Source organism: Litoribacter ruber, assembly GCF_018500185.1.
In the GTDB taxonomy this organism is placed as follows: Bacteria; Bacteroidota; Bacteroidia; order Cytophagales; family Cyclobacteriaceae; genus Litoribacter; species Litoribacter ruber.
Genome location: NZ_JAHBGI010000001.1, coordinates 72,207 through 91,962, shown reverse-complemented (window position 1 = coordinate 91,962; position 19,756 = coordinate 72,207). Strand labels below are relative to the sequence as shown.

The window sequence follows — 19,756 nt, the reverse complement described above, 5'->3', positions numbered from 1 at the left end:
GCAAAATGAAAGGGTTAAGATTGGTTCCAAATTTTCCAGGCAGCTTCTGCCTGGAGTTGCAGCATTTCCAAACCATTCTTGGAGAGCCCTCCGCGGGCCTCCACACTTCTCATTAGGAATGTTTTTTCGGGATTATACACCAAATCGTATACCTTGTGCTTGGCGGTGACCGCATCCAGGGGGATGGGCGGCATCACCTCGGTATTGGGATGGGTACCCAAAGGGGTGGTGTTTATGATTAACCTATATTGTTCCAAAATTTCGGGCTTCCTGTTCAATTCATCATACGAATATCCGAGCAAATCGTTACCCGTATTCCTGCTGACAAATTTATAACTCATCCCCAGTTTTTTCAAGGCAAACTCCACAGCTTTGGAAGCCCCGCCGGTTCCCAAAATCAGAGCTGCGGGCCTTTCAACTCCTAGCCAGTTTACTAAAGATTGCTGGAAACCTAAATGGTCAGTATTGTGCCCGATAAGCCTACCATTCTTTTTGTGGATCACATTTACCGCTCCGATTACGGAAGCCTCATCGCTTAACTCCTCCAGAAAGGTCATAACCTTTTCCTTATAAGGGATGGTCACATTTAATCCCTCCAGATTTGGATGGGAATGGATCAGAGGGGCAAATTCGGAAAGGCTTTCCAGCTCGAAAAGCTCATAGGTGGTTTCGGCAATTCCCTCTCGGATGAATTTTTCCTGAAAGTATTTCTTGGAAAAAGAATGTGACAAAGGATAACCTATTAACCCGAATTCCCTCATTTTTTGATCATTTTGGCTGCCTGCTCAAGACCGACAACGATAAAAATCCCAATTAAAAAAGCCACTACGGCTAATCCTACTTCAGGATTGTCACCGGTTTGCTCCAAATATTGTTGCGGCCAAATGTTTTTGGTATCCAAGGGCTTTTCAACCCCAGAACTGCTCATCCTGTAGCTTAATACCAACTTCCAAGGCCAGATTTTGTTAATCGACCCCAGCATAAAGCCGGAAAGAAGCGCCAGAGTCAGGGCGTGGTAGTGCTTAAGCAACCAGCTGACCAACCTGCTGAAGCTCAACAAACCGATCACGCAGCCCACGGCAAACAAACCCAGCTTTATAACGTCCCGCTGGTTTACCGCCTCCAGTATGGCTTCGTATTGTCCTAGAATCAAAAGGATAAAACTTCCGGAGATTCCAGGCAGTATCATGGCACAAATGGCAATAGAACCTGCTATCAAAGTAAAGATCGCTGAATCCGGGCTGCTAATTGGAGGCAACGAGGTAATAAAATAGGCGATGATTATTCCTAAGATCAATGCGATGATCACCGCAATACTCCACCTATTGATTTCCTTTAGAATCCAGATTGCTGAAATCAAAATCAATCCCGTGAAGAAAGACCAGAGCGGAATGGGGTGATTGTCTATCAAATACGTGAGCAATTTGCTCAGCGTGAATATACTGGTGAAAATACCCAGAAAAAGGGCCAATAAAAACGGGCCATTCACATGACGCCACAGCGCCTTCAGGTCAAAACTGAATAGGAGTTTAGCGGCCGTGGCGTCCACGGATTTTATACTGTCGAGCAGTTCCTCATAAATTCCGGTAATTAGGGCAATCGACCCCCCAGATACGCCTGGTACAATATCGGCCCCACCCATGCCCATACCTTTCAAATAGGTCAGCAGGTATTTTTTAAAATAATTCATGAAAGATGCTAGGATTAAAAAAGCTGTGCAGGAATTGCACAGCTTAGTTTTTTTGATTAATTATTTTTCCAGAAAATGGTCAAAAGTGTCCCCTCTCAAGCCCAACCGGATAGTTTCCAGTGGAATGATCTCATTGGGTGCGATATTTCCCAAATTTACATTGGAACCTATAAGTTTGATAAACCAAACCTGTTGGGCTTTTTGTGGAGCTTCCCAAATGATCTTATCTTCAGGAATCTGGGTCAGGATTTCTTCCACTAGGCCTTGTCTTACTTCCCCGCTGTCGCGGAAAAGCCCGACATTCCCACCTTCACGTGCTTCACCGATTACTTTCCAGGCACCCGCATCCAACTCCTTCCGCATCTGCTCAATCCATTTGTAAGGAGGAATGATCTTGGCAGCATCCTTGGATCCCACTTCTGAAAGGACCGTTACGTCTTGGGCCAGGGTTTTGATATACTCACATTTTTTTTTGTGATCCAAAACAATTGACCCATCAGAAACCTCTGCGAATGAAAGCTCATATTTTTCCAACACCTTTCGGTAATCGTCAAACTGGTCTCTGATCACAAAAGCTTCAAACAAAGTACCACCAAAATAAACGGGAATATTGGCCTGCTTGTACAGCCTTAGTTTTTCATCAAGTTGCTTGGTCACATATGAGGTAGCCCAACCAAGTTTTACAATATCTACAAAATCGCCTGCTGTCTCGATAAGATCGCTTACCTCACGCAAGCTTAGGCCTTTGTCCATGGCCATAGTAAATCCCGTGGTACGAGGCTTTTCAGTACGCACAGGAATGTTTTTTAGGACATAATTCATTCTACAAAATTTAAGGTAATAGTTTAATAGGCTATTATTCTTTTGCCGACCCGTCCTTATATTGAGCAATAATCTTGTAAATGGAGGTCTGATGCCTAATTTCGGGCATCAACTCATACAGGAGCTCATGTCGTTCAAAATTCAAAGTTAACGCATTTTCCAAAAATGAAAAGGCTTCTTTGTATTTACCCGTCTTAATGAAATAAACTACTAACCTATAATATAACTCGGCTTCCTCAGGCAGCTCCTCAATTCCCTCCTTTAATACATCCACAGCTTCCTCAAACCTGTTTTGATCAAAATAAATGATCGAAAGGTTTACATAGGCCTCCATGATGCCCGGTTCCAAATTAATAGCCTCCTCGTAGGCCTCGGAACTGGCGTGCAGGTTACCTAAATTGTACTCGGCATCTGCAAGACCTACCCAGTAATTCGCATTTTCAACACCAAGATTGATGGCTTTTTTGAAATAATGGATGGCTTCAAAGAACTTGTCCTTTTTGAGCATACACATGCCCAACCCAAACCAGGCATCGTCGTATTCCGGATCCAGTTTGGCTGATTTTTTAAAATATTTGAATGCCTGGTCTATTTGGTCGAGCTTTTCATAAGCCGCGGCCAAATAACAGCAGTTTTCCGCATTGGCACCCTCACAATTGATGGTGTTTTGATAAGCCTCCAACGCCAGATCAAACTGTTTGGTGTTCATGTAGGCATTGCCCAAGTTGAAATAGGCCGAGGCAAAAGTGTCGTCTATCAACAGGGCGTAATCATAGGCATGAATGGCCTCTTCAAATCTTCCCAGCCGGTTGTACACCACGCCCAAATTGTACCAGGCGCCCGCACTATAGGGATCCTGATCGATAAACTCTTTATAAAAATCGAGAATTTCGTCAAAGGAACCTTCTTCTTCGGTAATCATGGCCAGTTGGAACAGGGCGTCCTCATGGTTGATCCGAAGCTTTACGGCCTCTTTGTAGGCTTGGATGGCATTTTTCACCTGCCCATCGGCACGGTAAAAGTTCCCCAGGCTATAGTACACCTCAGCTTTATCATCTGCCAAGGGCAGGAAGTTTTCCAGCAATTGGATGGCCTCTTTTGGGCTGCCACTTAGAAGATACCCGTTGCTCAGGGCGAGCACGATCTCCTCATTGTTGGGTGAAATGTTGTTAATTTGTTCGAGTATTTCCATGCCCTCCTCCAATTCGTCATTGAAGATCAGGCTTTGAGCCTTTAACAGCTTGATTTCTATTGAAAACGGAAATTTCTCCAGAGCAAGGTCGCTGGCCTTTAAGGCCCTCTTGTATTTGCTCGCGTCAAAGTAATAGCGGATGATGTCTTCCAGCTGCTCCTCGTCGAAGAACAGATCTAGGTTAGCCTTGAGAGAATCTTCAAATTTCTGCACAAGCGCTTTTTCCTCATCCCTATTGTGATCAAAATCTCCAGTCATCGAAAGTAATTTAGAATATAGTCATTAAGATACCAATAAAATTGATACCCCCTAACAAGCCATGGTTAATTTTTACCTGGGCCTATTAATCCAAATCACAAAACCTCAGCCAAGTTGTTTTCGTTCACTTCGGGCCCACTCCAAGGTCTCCTTTAGGGGCGTATATCGAAAGTTGAGGAGCTTCCCGACTTTTGCATTGTTAAAAACTATGGGAAACTGGGCTGCTCTGACCGCTTTTTTGCTGAAGCTGGGGGCATTTTGGGTGAACAGGCCTTTAATTTTGAAGAAGTAATCGGCAAACCTTATCAACCTGCTCGGAACCGGCCACTTGGGGGCTTTCCTATCCAACACCTCAGCGGTGGATTTAAAAAATTCAGCGTAAGAAATGCCTTCCTTGTTAAGAATAAACCTTTCTCCCCAGACGTTCTTCTGAAACAGCTCTGCGGTAATCTTAGCCGCATCTCTTACATCTATATAGTTCACATTTCCCTTAGGAAAGAATTTCTTTTCCTGGAGCACATATTCATAAATGGCCGAGCTGCTTCTGTTATCATCGACTTTGCCCAAAAGAACGGATGGGTTTACCACTATAACTTCAAGCCCCTCCTGGGCGCCTCGCCAGGCCTCAAGCTCTCCCAGGTATTTTGAAATGGCATATGGGGTATTTAGGTCAGAGGTGACCCATTTTTCCCGCTCGTCCATCAGCATCTTCTCGGGATTGCGCCCAATAGCGGCAACTGAACTCACATGAATCAACTTTTTGATCCCTTGGCCCAGCATCACATTGACCACATTGGCAGTACCCTCCACGTTGACTTTCAAAAGCTTCTCCTCGTCACCGTTGCGGAACGACACCATCCCCGCAGAATGGATGACCACATCCATGCCCTCAAATGCCTCTTCCATTGACTGGTAATCGTTGATATCGCCTTCATGCCAATGAATTTGTTCATTGATTTCAGCGAGTAGATCAAGTTTGCTTTCTGCACGCTTTAATCCATGGATTTCACCTAAAGGCAGAAACGTCTTGGCTAGGTAACTTCCAAACAGACCCGTGATGCCAGTAATCAATATTTTCATAGGGAGCTGTTCAGCAGCGGAAGGGCTCTGAGTTTGTGATAATATTTGTGCATGGTGAGGTCCTCTAGCGCATCCAGGTATTTGATGTTATGGGCATCGGTTCCCAGCAGCATCACCTGCTTGGCATCTACGAGCCTTTCTGCAAATTTTTTGACGGCTTTTCCGTAATACCCTGTGTAGGATAGCAAATTGGCCTGAAAGAGAATACCACGATCCATTAGGGATTTGAGGAGCTTTTCGTCATTGTGAAGGTAAAGATATCTCTCTGGATGGGCAAAGATGGGGGTGTATCCTTGAAGCTCCAGGGCAAAAAAGCTTTCCAAAAGCATCTGAGGCTTGCTCATAAAGCCGGTTTCCACCAGCACGTATTGGCCACCCATGGTTAGGAGCTTTTCCCCGGCCTCCACTTTTTGCATGAAAATCTCATCCAAATAGTACTCGGCAGCGGCCTCGATCTCCACATCCACATCGTATGCTTTGAGCGCGGCCCGAAGGTCATCCAGACCGGTAAGAATGGTACCTGGAGAGTTTTTGTAAAACTCGGTCATGATATGGGGAGTAGTGATGATCTTCTTGATGCCCAGCTTCACCAGCCGGCCGATCATGGTAATCGATTCATCCATACTCTGGGAACCATCGTCGATTCCTGGGATCAGATGGGAATGCATATCCACCCCCAACCAGCTTAAATCAAGCGCTTCACGTTGTTTTGTTCCCGATCCTAATAATAAGTCTAATAATGACATCAAAGTCCTCCTCCACTATCTTTTACAAATTCCTTTAAACTTGGCAACAAGATATCCTTATCAGAAAGAATAGGGTTTTCCACCTGCCAATCTATTGCCAGATCAGCATCGTCCCAAATGACTCCCCCTTCTGATTCCTTGTTGTAATGATTGCTGCAGCGGTAACTAAAGACGGTGTCTTCCAAAGCAGCAAAGCCGTGGGCAAATCCGGCCGGCAAATAAAGCATGTTATGCTGTTGATCATCCAGGACAACCGCATGATGCATGCCAAAAGTAGGTGAGTTTTTTCGCAAATCCACACATACTTCCCAAACTTTGCCTACGATCACCCGGGCCAACTTGGCCTGGGCGAAAGGCTCTTTCTGGAAATGCAGCCCCCTGATGGTGCCTTTCTTGGAAAAAGACTGGTTTTCCTGCACCCAGGTTTCCGCGATTCCATTTTTCCGGAGCAGATCCTCGCGGAAAACCTCCAAAAAATACCCCCGCTCATCCGAAAAAGCCCTAGGGTAGATTTCATAAACTCCTTGTATGAAGACTTGTTTTATTTCCATGCTGAACAAAAATGCGAAAAAGAGCCTTAACTTTATGTACACAAAGCTAACATTCTACCGAAGATTTGCAACCAAGGGGAATGTAAGTGGTATTTTTATTGTTATCCTTACCATGTGGGCACAAGCCCAATTTAATAGACTGTAAATATAGTAAATGAGTAAATATTCTCGAAAATTAAAAAAACTCTATGATACCGCCCCCGTAGAGGAAACGGCGGTATTGGTAGGATTGATCCATCAAAACCAAAGCGAGCAGCAGGCCCAAGAATATCTGGACGAGCTGGCCTTCCTGACCGAAACGCTCGGTGCCCGTGCCGTTTATAGGTTTACCCAAAGAATGGAAAGGCCGGATGTACGCACTTTTGTGGGCTCCGGTAAGCTTGAGGAAATCCAGGCCTACGTCAAGCATTTTGAGGTGGACATGGTGATCTTTGATGACGATCTTTCGGCCTCCCAGATGAGAAACTTGGAAAATGAGCTGAAAGTGAAGGTTTACGACCGTTCACTTTTGATCTTGGATATCTTTCTGAAAAGAGCGCAAACGGCCCAGGCAAAGACCCAAGTGGAACTGGCCCGGTATCAATACCTTTTGCCAAGACTGACCCGGATGTGGACCCACTTGGAAAGGCAGCGAGGCGGTACGGCCACTAGGGGTGGTGCCGGTGAAAAGGAAATCGAAACAGATAAAAGGGATATCCGAAACCAGATCACCCTGCTCAAAGACAAGCTAAAGAAAATCGAAAAGCAGGGGGAAACCCAGCGTAAAGGACGGAAAGGTATAGTTAGGGTCGCCTTGGTAGGATATACCAACGTGGGTAAAAGCACCCTGATGCGCCTGATGACCAAGGCTGATGTATTGGCTGAGGATAAACTTTTCGCTACGGTGGATGCGACAGTAAGAAAGGTGGTTTTGGAAAACATTCCATTTTTGCTTTCCGATACGGTAGGTTTTATCAGAAAACTCCCCACCCACCTGATCGAATCCTTCAAATCCACATTGGATGAGATCCGGGAGGCCGATATTCTGGTGCATGTGGTGGACATTTCCCATCCCAACTTTGAGGATCATATCAATGTGGTAAACCAAACCTTGACTGAGATAGGCGTTTCCAACAAGCCTACCATTTTGGTGTTCAATAAAATCGACTTGGTGCCCAAAATGCCTTCCGAGGAAGAACTTCTTCATATGACGGAGCACGAAATCGAGGAAGCCAATTTCTTGGACTTCGATAAGCTTGAGGAGAGTTACACTAAGAAAATGGGGATTCCGCCGGTATTTATGGCCGCTGAAGACGGTACAAATATTGAAAAACTGAGATATAGCTTGGTGGATGAAGTTAAAAAGCATCACATAAAAATCTACCCTAACTACCTCGAAGACGAGACTATTGACCTTTCACAATTCAGGGACATGGAATAGAATTGACAAAACGGGAAGCCAATCGGTTTCCCATTTTTATTTAATATAATCCGCAGATTTCTTCGGTCTTCCGTCCCGCCAATCAAAAGAAATTGGCTAATGGCATTATCGCGGATAATTAAATTTTATATCATTTCATCCGGATTCGCCAGTCCTTCGGGTAATAATTGTTGACACGGTTCCCGATATTTTTTATCCAGCCCAGCGGAAGTGTTTCAAATGTAACCAGATGCCAGCCTTCTTCCGAAGTAGGCAGCTCAAAATCCTCCTTGCGCAGATAGCTGAGGGCTTGCTCCCTAGTCAGCTCCAATTTTGAAAAACCTTTCTTCTCAATTAGGCTAAGGGCAAATTCATGGGTAGGCAGAAACTGTTCGCCGCTGACTTTTCCCAACTCCACTCCGAAGTATTTCACATTCAGGCTTTTTGTCAATTGCTCAAAATGTGGGGCATACCAACTGTCCATTAGAAAAAGGCTTCCTTTGAGTTCGTAAAACTCAAATTCATTCTCCAATCCCAATAACTCCTTGACTTTCTCCTTTTGTCCGCTGCGCGAAAGAAAAGGGTGTTTGAAATCTTTCTGCTTTTTGACTGGCAAAACATAGGCATCATCCGGCCGCCTGAGGACGGTGATAAAAAAGCCTTCCCCCTGCACTTTGTGGGGATAGAATCTATATCCAAAATATGTCTGACCCTCAACCTCCACTTCAGTTTCCACTATCCCCCATTCTGGCTGAATAGAAATCCTTACCGGCTCAAAGGCAAATTCTTCGGTGAGGTATCGGAGGTTTTCCTCGTTTTCCTTTTCGTTGAAAGTACAGGTGCTGAAAAGAAGATAACCGCCTGCTGCCACCAGCGCACCTGTGGCATTAAGAATGCGTTCCTGCCTGGCTGCGCAGATTTCCACATGCTCAGGAGACCATTCGTTTCTTGCCTGCGCATCCTTGCGAAACATTCCCTCCCCAGAGCAGGGGGCGTCAATCACCAAAAGATCGAAAAAGCCCTCCAAGTCTTCAAAGTGGGAAGGGTCATTATTGGTAACCACCGTATTGCCCAGGCCCCACTTGATCACGTTTTCTTTGAGAATGTTAGCCCGGGACTTGATGACCTCATTGGCTACCAACAGGCCGTCGTTGCCCAAATAGCTGCTAAGCAAGGTCGATTTGCCCCCGGGTGCGGCACAGAGATCCAGGTAAATGCCTTTGGGGGCGTTTACGCTTTCCAAAATATGGGAAATGAACATGGAGGAAGACTCCTGAACATAATATGCCCCGGCGTGGAATAGCGGGTCAAGGGTAAATGAGGGCCTACTTTTGAGAAAGTATCCATGGGTGGCCCACGGAACTGGCAGACCGGGGGGATTATCCGCATTCCATTTGTAGGGGTTGGTCCTGATGGAAGTTTGGGGATTGCCTTCCAAGGCCTGGAAAAACTCCTGGCTTTCCTCAGCCCCGAGTTGCTCTTGAATGGTACGCTTAAATGCTGAGGGAAGCTTATTGGAGGCTTCTGACATTATGGATTAGGCTGATTTTAACTTGAGTTCGCCTTTTCTCTTGACGATCTTTAGGGCAAAATATTCGTTGATGAAGCTCTTGCAGCGGTTTTCAGAGAATTCAGCCCTGCTTTCCGTATCGAATAGCAATGTCATCCTCAACATGGTCTTCACATAGGATTCATGCTGGCCAAGTTCTCTCAACCACATGACAAATTGAGCAGCCCAGTCGTCCTGATATTTCTCCAAATGGGAACGGCCATCGAACAACAATTCAAGCTGGTTGTCTCCAAACTTGTAGCGGTAAATACCGGCAAGCTGGTTGTAAATCACCTGAATGCGGTCTTTTGGAAATTCCGCCGTTTCCATAATCTGGCGGTAAGTATTGTCCATCAATCCTAATGGATTAAAAAGTCGGGTATAGGAAGCCTTCAGCTCCGTTACCATCACATCAAGCAGCTGGGGCTCCAAACTCGCTTGGGCCTGACGCAGAATGTAATTTTTATCTAAGGGGAATAATTTCTGGATCATTTTACGGACAAATTCGATGCAAATTAAACCTTTTATTACAAAAATGAAAAAGAACCTCCATCAATCCGGTTTTTGAAAGTATAATTAGCCTCCACCCCGGTTGAAAGAAAAGAGCATTGAAACTTTCGCTCCAATGCTCTTTTATCCAAAATAGTGCTAGAATTATCGGGCTGACTGCGGGCTGATGGTCTGCCCGAAGAAAATCGAGTTCATAAACAGTTTGTTGGTTCCAAACCAAAATGCTCTGAAGTTTGGATTATCAACAAATCCGACCACACGGCCCCTTCCCACGGAGGCTACCCTAACCCCACCAGTGTTCTTCATTTTTTCCAAGTTGGCAGGAAAAACATATCCAGAAGCTAAAGGCTCATCCGTGTAGACAACCGGGTTGGCATACGGGTTGTCAGAAAGCTCCATGAATTGGTTACTGCTTCTGAAGGTGTACATTTCAGGCTTGTAGTAACCATAGTTTACCGGGTGGGTAGTGTCCAATTTTACATTGAAAATAGCTCCACCTGTAACTTGAGCTCCCGTGGTGTTTCTCATATCTGCATAACTGAGTTGCTCCGCCGGCTTCTCTTCTTTTTCATCCTTGAAGGAAAATTTTGCCACATCCTGCTGGTTTAACCAAGTCAAAGCATTCCCTCTGGCGATCACGGTATTGCCAGCCGAAGCCCAGTCCTTAAGTTTTTCCGCGCCGTTTTTTCCCAAGCTACTGTAGTTTCCGTTGGCCATTACAATTACATTGTAGCGGTTAAGGTCAGTACGGTTAAAGTTTTTCATCGGCAGCAGCGTGATCGGCATTTCAAAACGCTGGTCGAGTAAGTGCCAGATCTCACCGGCCTCGTTGCTGTACACTCCGCCATCAACCAACAGTGCAATGGAAGGTTTTTCTAACACATCAATGCTTGGGGAACCTAAGTTAGCTCCTTGGGTATACCCAGAACCAATGGCGTAAAAATCCACGCCAGTTTCCTCGGCTATTTTCTGAATCGTCTGGTGCATATTGGGATCAGCTTCTGCCCCATGGCCTTGGCTGACCAAGATAGTCCCCCTTCTGAAGGATTTCCCCTCTTCAACATTAAACTCAGTATGACTCACGCGAAGCATGTAGCCTTTCTCCATTAATTTATAAGCTGCTTTTGGCGCATAATATTCACTCCACTCAAAAGCATAAGCATATGCCCCAGAATCTCCAATCACCTCACCTTTAGGCATCTCAAAATCCGCTTTAGTCACTTCCTCCACTTCAGCGAGATTCATAATCCTGCTGTTCAATTTCATGTAATCCAGGTTGAAGGCCATGGGCAGGGTCCAGGCGGAAACATCGTAGAACAAGCTGTCCTCAAATTCAGTCCTCTCCTCAAACATCCCCTTGATCAGCTTGTACTGAGGCTGGTTCAACGGTACCACAAAAGCTTTTTCGGCTTGAAATTCTTTTCCGTTTACAGTAATATCCTGCTTTAGTTTATAAAGATCAATTTCATGATGCAAAATCATGTCGGCAAGGTGGTGGGACCGGGACTTATCATCCAAATCGCCAAAAATGATGGCTTTGTTCGGGTCATTGCCAAATTCACTCGCTGCATCTTTGTAAAAGTCCCTCATATAGGTATTCATCTCCTGGCGCATTTCCTTGGCCGCCTCAAAAGAGGAAAGCGAGGTGGTAAACTGGTTGCGGATAGTGAACGGGAAGGATAGAGGTCCAAAAACGCTCTCCTGCAGGTGGCCTCTAGAGGAAGCCTGCTCAAATAGAATCCCTACTGCCCCTTGTACGTCTGGGTAAGTAGAACCCTTGCCGTAATAAAAATCGTCAAAACTTTCCTGGGTATAATAAAGCGAGCCGATTTTATCCAAATGTTTGGCATGATACTGGGCAATTTTTTCGGTCAGTTCAAAATTCCTTTTTGGTGTAAGCGGGTGGTTTCTACTAGGTATTCCCGGCTGAAAGAAATAAGTGCTGTTGGTGCCCATCTCGTGGAAATCCAATACGATATTTGGCTTCCAATCCTGGATTTTTTCGATTCTCCCTCTGGATTCAGGGTGCTGAACCGGCATCCAGTCACGGTTAAGGTCAAACCAATAATGATTCGTTCTCCCTCTCGGCCAAGCTTCATCAAACTCCCTGGAATTGGGGTCGCCGTTCATGTTGTAACTTTTGTGGGAATTGACCCAAGAAGCAAACCTGTTAATACCATCTGGGTTAATAGCCGGGTCAAGCAGGATGATCATATCCTTGAGGTCTTCCTCAATTTCCTGAGCCGCGGCAAAGTGATACAAAGCCAATAAGGAGGCGTTCACCCCACTTGGCTCATTTCCGTGGACAGAATAGCCCATCCACATCACAATCGGCATGTTATCTATATCCACATTGCCCGATTGCCTAGAGTCACGAAGCCGCTTTCGGTCGGCTTTGATATCGGGGATGCGGGAAAAGTTATCCGGATGGGTAATCGTCAGGACCAACAGCGGGCGCTGCTCATACGATCTAGCGTATTCTTCGAGTTGAACTCTTTCTGAAGCATCAGCGACAGCTTTCATGTACATCACCACTTGGTCGTGGCTCACATGCCAGTCTCCCACCTGAAAGCCCAAAACATCCTTGGGCGTGGGGACCTCTTCTTTGTAAGTGAAATTTCCTTGTAAATAATAATCCAAATCCACCTGTGCATTTGCTTGAACAAACACTAGGCAGAACAATAGACTGAAAATTTTTCTCATTATAAAATTTTTAGGTTTTTTTATTCCCGTAATTTTCCTAATATTATAATCCTTTCGATTTAATAAATAGGAACGGGACTTCAAGCTGCTAAATTATAATCCTTGAAAGAAGAATTTTATTTTGGATGGCTATAATACTTGATTACTAACTTTTAACTGCTTTGAAATGGAAACATTTTTTCACTCCTTGTCTGCAGTAGTGGTTCTTGGAATTCTGTATGTGCTATTTTGGATAATCACCATCGTGCATGCTGCCCGGGCAAATTATAGAGATGAGATATCGCGAGTGGTTTGGATTGTCATCATCGTGATCTTTCAGGTGGTGGGACCTATTTTGTATTGGGTGTTGAGCAAAGAAAACAAAATATCTGAAAACTAATGTTTAGAATCGGACCGGATGGTTTTCCGTTTTTATGGGGCATACTTGGGGTGTTGTATCTTGTATTCTGGATAATGACACTTGTGGACGCGGTACGCTCAAATTTCCGCGACCCTACCATGAAAATTATCTGGATTCTGATAATTCTCCTGGCACAGGTCTTCGGGCCAATTCTATATTGGCTGCTTTCCCCAAAGCAGAAAGTTTAGCAAGCTTATTCCTTATATTGATAAAATAGCTGGCCCAAGGCATCATCGATATCATTGTACCTGAATTTGTAGCCGGCCGATTGTATCTTGAGGCTTGACACTTTGTTACCGCCCAGCACCATTTGTGCCATCTCCCCCAGCACCACTCTCAGCACCGCTTTGGGCACACCTACATTTACAAATGGCTTGCCTTTGGCTTTGGCAGCTTTTTCTGTCAACTCCCGGTTGGTTACAGGCTTTGGCCCAACGGCGTTGTAAACCCCATGGACGGAATCATTGAATAAAGCATGGCGGAACATCCGGGCAAGATCGCTCAAGTGGATCCAGCTCATAAACTGTTCTCCCGTTCCAAGCGGGGCAGCCACGGGTGGCCTCAAGATTTCGGAAAGCGCCCCACCTTCACTGGCCAAAACGATTCCAATTCTCAACATCACGGTGCGTATGTGTAGGGATTCAAAATGCTTCACCTCCTTTTCCCACTTTTTAACCACTTCTGCCAAAAAATCATCTCCAGGCTTGTCTTCCTCATTTAACAAGGTGTCACCCGTGTCCATCCCATAATACCCCACAGCACTTGCCGATACGATTACCTTTGGTTTTTCTTCCTCGGTGCGGGCAGCTTCAAACAGCAAACGGGTGGACTCAACCCGGCTGTCGAGGATTTCCCGTTTCCGTTTTTCAGTCCAGCGCTTATCGGCTACCCCGGCCCCGGCGAGGTGTATAATGGCGTCAGCCCAGCGCATGGCGTAGGGGTCTATTTCCTGTTTCTCCACATCCCAGATGAAGGTTTTTCGGCCTTCCTTTGGACTGCGGCTCAGCCAGGCGACTTCATAATCTTCCCTTTCCAGTTGCTCGGTGATTTTTTTGCCGACAAGACCGGAACCTCCGGTAATTAAAATCTTTTTCATATAGCCAAGTTTAGGTGATAGTTAAACATAGGAAAAAATGCAAGGATTAGCAAAAGCTTAATACTGGTATTTAATCCTTGCTTGTTTTTTACTATTTTACCTAGATTTATTAATCTAAATTGAATTTAAATCTTATAAGTGAAAATTTTTATTCCGTTAATGCACAATGGCAAAGCTTTTGATATATTTCCCAATGAAGTTTTGAACCGGAGGATCAATCTGGAAAATGAATAAAAAAAGTTTTTTTTGACATCTGTGTAAAACTTCTTACAGGCACAAATGTTGAAGCATTTAACCAAATAGTTCACTTAAATAACTAACACTATGTACACAAAAAGAAAATTATTCACCTTTGGAATTGCCGCTTCCCTATTTGCTATGGTGGCTTGTGATGCTGACAACAGGCACGATCAAGTAGAAAACTTCCGTGACGATTACAGAGACTGGGAGCAAGATTATCAGGAAAAAGATAGGGACATCGAAGAAAAGAGAAGAGAAATCGATGCTTGGTACAACGATAACAGAGACAGAGCTAACGATGCTGGGATCGGAACTGACACCAACCGTGACGATGACAGAGAAGTAGTGACTGATGCCAACACTTATCAGCAGCTAATGTCCAGAAGAGATGAGATGAACCAGAAGCATCAAGCCATGAAAGAGGAGCACAAAGCTCTAATGGACAAGCATAAGTCTTTCATGAACAGAAATGACTTGACTACCATGAGCGATGACGAGTGGGATAACCAGAAAGACCTAATCAGAAGCGATCAGGACAGAATGGAAAATGATCAAGACAGAATGAAGGATGAGATTGGTACTTTGAAAGACGAAGTAGATAACGTAACCGACACTAGAGATAGAGATGATGCCGGTACGAGAGATACAAGAACCAACACTCAAACTCAACAACAACCACGTAACTAATTAGCCTAAAAGTCTAATACAAGAAGCTGTGTATATGATAATACACAGCTTTTTTTCACTTCAAGATTTCAATTTTTCACTTAAACTATATAAACGTATGTTTACAAAATCACAATTGTTTGCCGCTAGTTTAGCTGCATCCGTATTTGCTTTGGCCTCCTGTGAGGGAGACAACAGGACTGATGAAATCAACGATAAAAGAGAAAGCCATGCAGAATGGATCGAGGATTACCAGGAGCGGGACAGGGAAATTACTGAAAAAAGAGCTGAAATAGATCAGTGGTACACCGGCCGTGAAACCCAAGCCCAAGGCGCAGCTACACAAGGTCAGCAAGGAACTGCCGCTCGTCAAGGCACAACTCAACAGAATCAGCAAGACCAGGTGGTCTCCGACCCTAACACCATGGAGCAGCTGATGTCCAGAAGAAACGAGATGTATCAGAAGCATGATGCCATGAAAACGGAGCATAAGGCGATTATTGATAAGCATAATTCCTTTTTCAACCGTGAAGATCTGACCACCATGAGTGATGATGAGTGGAACAACCAGAGAGATCTATTGGAAAGTGACCACGATCGCATCGAGGAGGATCAGAAGCACATGAAGGATGAGCTTGATGAATTGAAAAGCGAATTGGATAACCTAACAGAAAACCGGGACGCTCCAGCTAACCAGCAAAATCAACAGCAAAGACCTAGAAACTAAGATCATGCAGTCCGCAACCATTCAGGAGCTGCGGACTGTCTTCTTTTTATCAAAAAACAGGTAAATTTGCGATCCGAATTTCAGCGCTTGGCCCAAGCAGCTAATCGCGAGATGATTTCTACATTTAACTAGCTTTGATGAAATATTTAATTTTTACTCTTTTATTAATCACCCTCCACTCACCCCTTATAGCCCAAGAAAGGGATACCGTACCTGAAGACAGAGGGGCAGTAGAAAGACTGAAATACAAACAGGCGCCTGGCCTGGCTCTGGCCGCCTCCAAAATATACTTCTCAGACAAAAGATATAGTATTTCCGGTTTTGGCGAGGCTTCTTTCGTCAATTACCAGGGTCCAAAGGACACCCAAGCTGGAGACCTTGAGTTATATTACACCAACTTGTATAGGTTCGCCACTTTTTTTGGATATAGGCTGCGAGACAATTTAATCTGGAATTCAGAAATTCAAATTGAATACCTCCATGATGGCACCAACGAATCCCACACGGAATTTGTTTTTGAGGCATTTGTAGATTACCTGTGGCAGGATTATCTCAATGTGAGATTTGGTTTTTTGCCCCTGCCCATTGGCTATGTCAACAATAATGATGAGCCTGTGATGTTTTACTCGGTCAACCGTTCGGAGGTGGAACGACTGATAAACCCAACCACCTGGATCGAATTGGGTGCCATGTTTTATGGTTCCTTGGGTGCAGACTGGAGTTATGCGCTGGGGGTATCCCAAGGCTTAAATGCCTCCCAGTATCTGAGTGGCACCTGGATCCGTCAGGGCAGGGAAATCACCTTCAACATTCCCCGACGCTTATCTTTTACTCCCCAAATCACCTACACAGGCATCCCTGATTTGGAAATGAGCGCCTCCGGTTTTATTGGCAATTCGGGTAAAGACCATACTGTAATGGCAAATGGAGTCGAAAGAAATATCGATGCTCCGGTTAGAATATTGACTGGATTTGTTAAATACGACTGGGGCAATTGGAGATTTGTATCGGTGGGTTCTACTGGCAGTCTTGGCCAGACTGAGGAGATATTTGAGCTTACACGTCAAAGCGAGGGCATCCCACAAGTAATGGGGACCAGCACGTATGGATACCTTTTTGAACTAGGATACAACATCCTCCCCCATTTTGGTAAAAGAAAATTACCAAGTGAAGGATTTTTGCACAACACCGGGGAATTCAAGCTTCCCATATTTGTCAGGTTTGAAAGACTGAATACCCACAGACGCTTTAACCAGGATTTGGCCAGGGGGATTAACCCGATTTTCCCAACTAATTTAACTCCTAACCCGGGAGAACAAATCGGGTTTACTCCCAGTAATTTGAGAATATGGACAGTAGGGGCAAATTTCAACCCAAAGGAAAACATTGTTTTAAAAGGTAATTACCAGTTTAGAAACAACATCACCGACAATCCTGAAGCATTGCAGGAAGGAAACAGGATAGAGTTTGGGTTTGGATTTATTTTCTAGATTTCTCCAATTCCAGTCTCAGATTTTCTTTAATCAATTTCTCTCACATTCAAGGGAATACGAGATTTGTTTATTGATTTTTAAATATTATTAAACATTTTTCCTTCAAAAGACATTATCAATGAGCTGATGAAATCGTCAGCTCATTCTGTTTTATAGCATGTTTAGAAATACACTTCTGCTTTTCTCCATCCTCTGGATGATGCCACTTTTTATTTTTGCCCAAGGTGGCGAAATAAAGGGTAGAGTTTATAATCCTGCCAACAACCAACCGGTACCATTTGCCAATGTTATCGTATTGGGCACCGATCAGGGCACCGTCACGGATGAGGAGGGGCGGTACTTGATCCAAAATATTGAACCGGGGCTTTATAATGTAAGGGCTTCTTTTGTGGGCTTCCGCTCCAAAACCATCTTTGAGGTCCAGGTTACGCGGGCTAGGGCACTTCAACTGGATTTTGAGCTGACCGAAGATGCCTCGGATTTAGATGAAGTGGTTGTAAGCTCGGAATTCACACGATCAGACGACACTCCGATTTCAGCTCGGCGACTCAACACCAATGAAATAGAACGCTATCCGGGCGGGAACAGGGATATTAGCCGGGTGATCCAGGCCTTGCCAGGTGTGGCCAGTACGGCTAGCTTCAGAAATGACATCATTATTAGGGGCGGGGCACCCAATGAAAACAAGTTTTTTGTAGACGAAATTGAATTCCCGGTCATCAACCATTTTGCCACACAGGGATCAAGCGGTGGGCCTGTGGGCATACTAAATGTAAACCTGATTAAGAATGTGGATGTGATCAGCGGCGGCTTCCCGGCTGACCGGATGAACGCGTTGAGTTCCTTTTTTGAATTTGAGCTGAAAGAAGGCCGAAGGGACAAGATGTTTACCCAACTTACCGTAGGAGCAAGTGAGTTGACACTGTCCAACGAGGGACCCTTGACAGAAAAAACCACTTACAACGTTTCCATCAGAAGGTCTTATTTGCAGGGACTTTTCCGCTTGCTAGGCTTGCCGTTTTTGCCCACCTTCAATGATTTTTTGGTCAAAACCAAAACCAAGTTTGACGACAAAACCGAGCTTACTTTGATAGGTTTGGGTGCCATTGACAATTTCAGGCTGAATTTTGATGTGCCCTCGGATGAAACAGATGAAGAAAGGGAAAACAGGTTGTACCTATTAGACAACCTCCCCATTCAGAGTCAGTGGAATTACGCCACCGGGGCAAAGCTGCGCAGGTATAGGGATAATGGCTATTGGACTTTTATCCTGAGCCGAAATATGCTTAACAACCGGGCTTTCAAGTATGCGAATAACGACGAAAGCCGCCCTGAAAACCTATTGACGGATTATCTTTCCCAGGAAAGCGAAAATAAGTTTAGGGTGGAAAACAGCATTTTTGGCAAAGGCAGCACTTTGAAATATGGACTTAATTATGAATTCAGCCGCTATTTCATCCGAAACTTTGACCGAGCAAGCCTTTCCCAGCAGCAGCAGGTTATAAATATCAATGCCACTTCGTTTTTCAACAGCTATGGAGCATTTATCCAAGGCTCGAAAAATTACCTCTACGATCGTCTTCTGATTAGCGGGGGGGTGAGAATGGACGGAAGTGATTTTGGTGCAACGGCCCAAAATCCGTTAAACCAGATCAGCCCGAGAGCTTCCATCTCTTATCAGCTAAAGCCAAATTTCTTCTGGACGGCCAATGCGGGGATATACTACCAAAAACCACCTTACACGATTTTGGGCTTTCGAAACAACGAAGGCGAGCTGGTAAATCAGCAGAATGACGTTAGGTTCATCAGAGCCACCCATGCCATCACAGGATTGGAGTGGCAAGTCCCCGACAAAAACAGGAGATTTACCGCAGAGGCCTTTTATAAATTTTACCAAAACTACCCCACCTCAATCAGAAACGGCATCGCTTTAGCCAACCTGGGAGCAGACTTTGGGGTGATCGGAAATGAGCCGGTCAATTCTGATGCGGAAGGAAGAGCTTACGGCTTGGAGCTTTTGGCCCAGCAAAGGCTATTCAACGGTTTTTATGGAATTGCAGCCCTCACCTTGGTGAGAAGCGAGTTTACAAACCCCAACACAGAAGGCTTCCTGCCATCTGCTTGGGACAACCGCTACATTGTGTCCCTGACAGGGGGAAAGCGCCTGAAAAATGATTGGGAAATAGGAGCCCGCTGGAGATTCTTAGGAGGCACCCCATTCACGCCTTTTGACCTTGAGGCGTCTGCATTGCGATCAAACTGGGACGTAAGAGGAGTAGGCTTGTTGAATTTCAACCAGATCAATGCTTTCAGATTGAACAGTTTTCACCAACTTGATCTAAGAATCGACAAGAAATATTTCTTTGACAAATGGAACCTCAACTGGTACGTGGACATTCAAAACGCTTACAACTTCCGCGCTGAACAACCTGATATCCTTGTTCCTGAAAGGGATGCAACTGGGGCCTTGGTGATCAACCCTGAAAACCCAGATCAGTATGTACTGAGGTCGGTAGCCAACCCAGCTGGCACCATATTGCCTACGATAGGGATAATTGTGGAGTTCTAAAGGGCAAACAATAACCTAAGTAAGAAAAAGGCAATTAGGAAAAGTTGACGCATAAATTAACTATT

18 protein-coding genes are annotated in these 19,756 nt (G+C 44.8%); 7 read left to right on the top strand and 11 right to left on the bottom strand.

Features of this window, described 5'->3' with window-relative positions; translation table 11 throughout:
- Positions 1 to 14 precede the first annotated feature (14 nt).
- The 7 genes from KIH41_RS00415 to rfbC all read right to left on the bottom strand — a co-directional run bounded on the left by KIH41_RS00415 (position 15) and on the right by rfbC (position 6,339).
- A complete protein-coding gene (locus tag KIH41_RS00415) occupies positions 15 to 761 on the bottom strand; it encodes a shikimate dehydrogenase family protein (RefSeq protein WP_214161136.1) in 747 nt (248 codons plus the stop codon).
- A complete protein-coding gene (locus tag KIH41_RS00410) occupies positions 758 to 1,690 on the bottom strand; it encodes a DUF368 domain-containing protein (RefSeq protein WP_213946211.1) in 933 nt (310 codons plus the stop codon). Before KIH41_RS00410 ends, KIH41_RS00415 begins: the two co-directional genes overlap by 4 nt.
- Positions 1,691 to 1,750: 60 nt before the next feature.
- Positions 1,751 to 2,512: a phosphosulfolactate synthase gene (locus tag KIH41_RS00405; RefSeq protein ID WP_213946210.1), complete on the bottom strand. Its 762-nt coding sequence runs from the start codon at positions 2,510 to 2,512 to the stop codon at positions 1,751 to 1,753.
- 34 nt (positions 2,513 to 2,546) lie between these two features.
- Positions 2,547 to 3,962, bottom strand: a complete 1,416-nt coding sequence (locus KIH41_RS00400; RefSeq protein WP_214161135.1) for a tetratricopeptide repeat protein — start codon at positions 3,960 to 3,962, stop codon at positions 2,547 to 2,549.
- A gap of 105 nt (positions 3,963 to 4,067) precedes the next feature.
- Positions 4,068 to 5,042 (bottom strand): NAD-dependent epimerase/dehydratase family protein, encoded by a 975-nt coding sequence (locus tag KIH41_RS00395; RefSeq protein ID WP_214161134.1) that lies wholly within the window; start codon positions 5,040 to 5,042, stop codon positions 4,068 to 4,070.
- Positions 5,039 to 5,788 (bottom strand): tyrosine-protein phosphatase, encoded by a 750-nt coding sequence (locus tag KIH41_RS00390; RefSeq protein ID WP_213946207.1) that lies wholly within the window; start codon positions 5,786 to 5,788, stop codon positions 5,039 to 5,041. The genes KIH41_RS00395 and KIH41_RS00390 overlap by 4 nt, the downstream gene beginning before the upstream one ends.
- Positions 5,788 to 6,339 (bottom strand): dTDP-4-dehydrorhamnose 3,5-epimerase, encoded by a 552-nt coding sequence (gene rfbC, locus KIH41_RS00385; RefSeq protein WP_214161133.1) that lies wholly within the window; start codon positions 6,337 to 6,339, stop codon positions 5,788 to 5,790. Before rfbC ends, KIH41_RS00390 begins: the two co-directional genes overlap by 1 nt.
- 154 nt (positions 6,340 to 6,493) lie before the next feature.
- On the opposite strand from rfbC, the gene hflX reads away from it, so the two are divergent.
- A complete protein-coding gene (gene hflX / locus KIH41_RS00380; RefSeq protein WP_213946205.1) occupies positions 6,494 to 7,759 on the top strand; it encodes a GTPase HflX in 1,266 nt (421 codons plus the stop codon).
- Positions 7,760 to 7,889: 130 nt separating this feature from the next.
- Here hflX and KIH41_RS00375 read toward each other — a convergent pair whose 3' ends face one another.
- The 3 genes from KIH41_RS00375 to KIH41_RS00365 all read right to left on the bottom strand — a co-directional run bounded on the left by KIH41_RS00375 (position 7,890) and on the right by KIH41_RS00365 (position 12,500).
- The gene (locus KIH41_RS00375; RefSeq protein ID WP_214161132.1) at positions 7,890 to 9,269 is read right to left on the bottom strand and encodes a methyltransferase RsmF C-terminal domain-like protein; all 1,380 of its coding nucleotides are present in this window, start codon (positions 9,267 to 9,269) and stop codon (positions 7,890 to 7,892) included.
- 6 nt (positions 9,270 to 9,275) lie between these two features.
- On the bottom strand, positions 9,276 to 9,779 hold the full coding sequence (locus KIH41_RS00370) for a hypothetical protein (RefSeq protein WP_214161131.1): 504 nt from the start codon (positions 9,777 to 9,779) through the stop codon (positions 9,276 to 9,278).
- 162 nt (positions 9,780 to 9,941) lie between these two features.
- Complete coding sequence (locus KIH41_RS00365) at positions 9,942 to 12,500, bottom strand: M14 family metallopeptidase (RefSeq protein WP_214161130.1); 2,559 nt, start codon at positions 12,498 to 12,500, stop codon at positions 9,942 to 9,944.
- Between the two features lie 166 nt (positions 12,501 to 12,666).
- On the opposite strand from KIH41_RS00365, the gene KIH41_RS00360 reads away from it, so the two are divergent.
- Positions 12,667 to 12,879: a PLDc N-terminal domain-containing protein gene (locus KIH41_RS00360; protein ID WP_213946201.1), complete on the top strand. Its 213-nt coding sequence runs from the start codon at positions 12,667 to 12,669 to the stop codon at positions 12,877 to 12,879.
- Positions 12,879 to 13,088: a PLDc N-terminal domain-containing protein gene (locus tag KIH41_RS18290; protein ID WP_213946200.1), complete on the top strand. Its 210-nt coding sequence runs from the start codon at positions 12,879 to 12,881 to the stop codon at positions 13,086 to 13,088. Before KIH41_RS00360 ends, KIH41_RS18290 begins: the two co-directional genes overlap by 1 nt.
- A gap of 5 nt (positions 13,089 to 13,093) precedes the next feature.
- Here the strand turns inward: KIH41_RS18290 and KIH41_RS00350 are convergent, their stop codons facing one another.
- The gene (locus tag KIH41_RS00350) at positions 13,094 to 13,996 is read right to left on the bottom strand and encodes a TIGR01777 family oxidoreductase (protein ID WP_214161129.1); all 903 of its coding nucleotides are present in this window, start codon (positions 13,994 to 13,996) and stop codon (positions 13,094 to 13,096) included.
- Positions 13,997 to 14,320: 324 nt separating this feature from the next.
- On the opposite strand from KIH41_RS00350, the gene KIH41_RS00345 reads away from it, so the two are divergent.
- The 4 genes from KIH41_RS00345 (at position 14,321) to KIH41_RS00330 (ending at position 19,691) form a co-directional block, all read left to right on the top strand.
- Positions 14,321 to 14,923 carry a hypothetical protein gene (locus KIH41_RS00345; RefSeq protein ID WP_214161128.1) on the top strand — a complete coding sequence of 201 codons (603 nt, stop codon included), beginning with the start codon at positions 14,321 to 14,323 and terminating at the stop codon, positions 14,921 to 14,923.
- A 97-nt stretch (positions 14,924 to 15,020) separates the two neighbouring features.
- The gene (locus KIH41_RS00340; RefSeq protein ID WP_214161127.1) at positions 15,021 to 15,629 is read left to right on the top strand and encodes a hypothetical protein; all 609 of its coding nucleotides are present in this window, start codon (positions 15,021 to 15,023) and stop codon (positions 15,627 to 15,629) included.
- 137 nt (positions 15,630 to 15,766) lie between these two features.
- Positions 15,767 to 17,119: a hypothetical protein gene (locus tag KIH41_RS00335; protein WP_214161126.1), complete on the top strand. Its 1,353-nt coding sequence runs from the start codon at positions 15,767 to 15,769 to the stop codon at positions 17,117 to 17,119.
- 160 nt (positions 17,120 to 17,279) lie between these two features.
- Complete coding sequence (locus tag KIH41_RS00330) at positions 17,280 to 19,691, top strand: TonB-dependent receptor (protein ID WP_214161125.1); 2,412 nt, start codon at positions 17,280 to 17,282, stop codon at positions 19,689 to 19,691.
- The last annotated feature ends 65 nt before the right edge of the window (positions 19,692 to 19,756 follow it).

Excerpts from the sequence above, each read along its gene's own strand:
- KIH41_RS00340 (WP_214161127.1), top strand. The coding sequence starts at position 15,021 with ATGTTTACAAAATCACAATTGTTTGCCGCTAGTTTAGCTGCATCCGTA.
- KIH41_RS00410 (WP_213946211.1), bottom strand. The coding sequence starts at position 1,690 with ATGAATTATTTTAAAAAATACCTGCTGACCTATTTGAAAGGTATGGGC.
- KIH41_RS00345 (WP_214161128.1), top strand. The coding sequence starts at position 14,321 with ATGTACACAAAAAGAAAATTATTCACCTTTGGAATTGCCGCTTCCCTA.
- hflX (WP_213946205.1), top strand. The coding sequence starts at position 6,494 with ATGAGTAAATATTCTCGAAAATTAAAAAAACTCTATGATACCGCCCCC.
- KIH41_RS00400 (WP_214161135.1), bottom strand. The coding sequence starts at position 3,962 with ATGACTGGAGATTTTGATCACAATAGGGATGAGGAAAAAGCGCTTGTG.
- KIH41_RS00350 (WP_214161129.1), bottom strand. The coding sequence starts at position 13,996 with ATGAAAAAGATTTTAATTACCGGAGGTTCCGGTCTTGTCGGCAAAAAA.
- KIH41_RS00360 (WP_213946201.1), top strand. The coding sequence starts at position 12,667 with ATGGAAACATTTTTTCACTCCTTGTCTGCAGTAGTGGTTCTTGGAATT.
- KIH41_RS00390 (WP_213946207.1), bottom strand. The coding sequence starts at position 5,788 with ATGTCATTATTAGACTTATTATTAGGATCGGGAACAAAACAACGTGAA.
- KIH41_RS00375 (WP_214161132.1), bottom strand. The coding sequence starts at position 9,269 with ATGTCAGAAGCCTCCAATAAGCTTCCCTCAGCATTTAAGCGTACCATT.
- KIH41_RS00335 (WP_214161126.1), top strand. The coding sequence starts at position 15,767 with ATGAAATATTTAATTTTTACTCTTTTATTAATCACCCTCCACTCACCC.
- KIH41_RS00365 (WP_214161130.1), bottom strand. The coding sequence starts at position 12,500 with ATGAGAAAAATTTTCAGTCTATTGTTCTGCCTAGTGTTTGTTCAAGCA.
- KIH41_RS00415 (WP_214161136.1), bottom strand. The coding sequence starts at position 761 with ATGAGGGAATTCGGGTTAATAGGTTATCCTTTGTCACATTCTTTTTCC.
- KIH41_RS00395 (WP_214161134.1), bottom strand. The coding sequence starts at position 5,042 with ATGAAAATATTGATTACTGGCATCACGGGTCTGTTTGGAAGTTACCTA.
- KIH41_RS00405 (WP_213946210.1), bottom strand. The coding sequence starts at position 2,512 with ATGAATTATGTCCTAAAAAACATTCCTGTGCGTACTGAAAAGCCTCGT.
- rfbC (WP_214161133.1), bottom strand. The coding sequence starts at position 6,339 with ATGGAAATAAAACAAGTCTTCATACAAGGAGTTTATGAAATCTACCCT.
- KIH41_RS00330 (WP_214161125.1), top strand. The coding sequence starts at position 17,280 with ATGTTTAGAAATACACTTCTGCTTTTCTCCATCCTCTGGATGATGCCA.
- KIH41_RS18290 (WP_213946200.1), top strand. The coding sequence starts at position 12,879 with ATGTTTAGAATCGGACCGGATGGTTTTCCGTTTTTATGGGGCATACTT.
- KIH41_RS00370 (WP_214161131.1), bottom strand. The coding sequence starts at position 9,779 with ATGATCCAGAAATTATTCCCCTTAGATAAAAATTACATTCTGCGTCAG.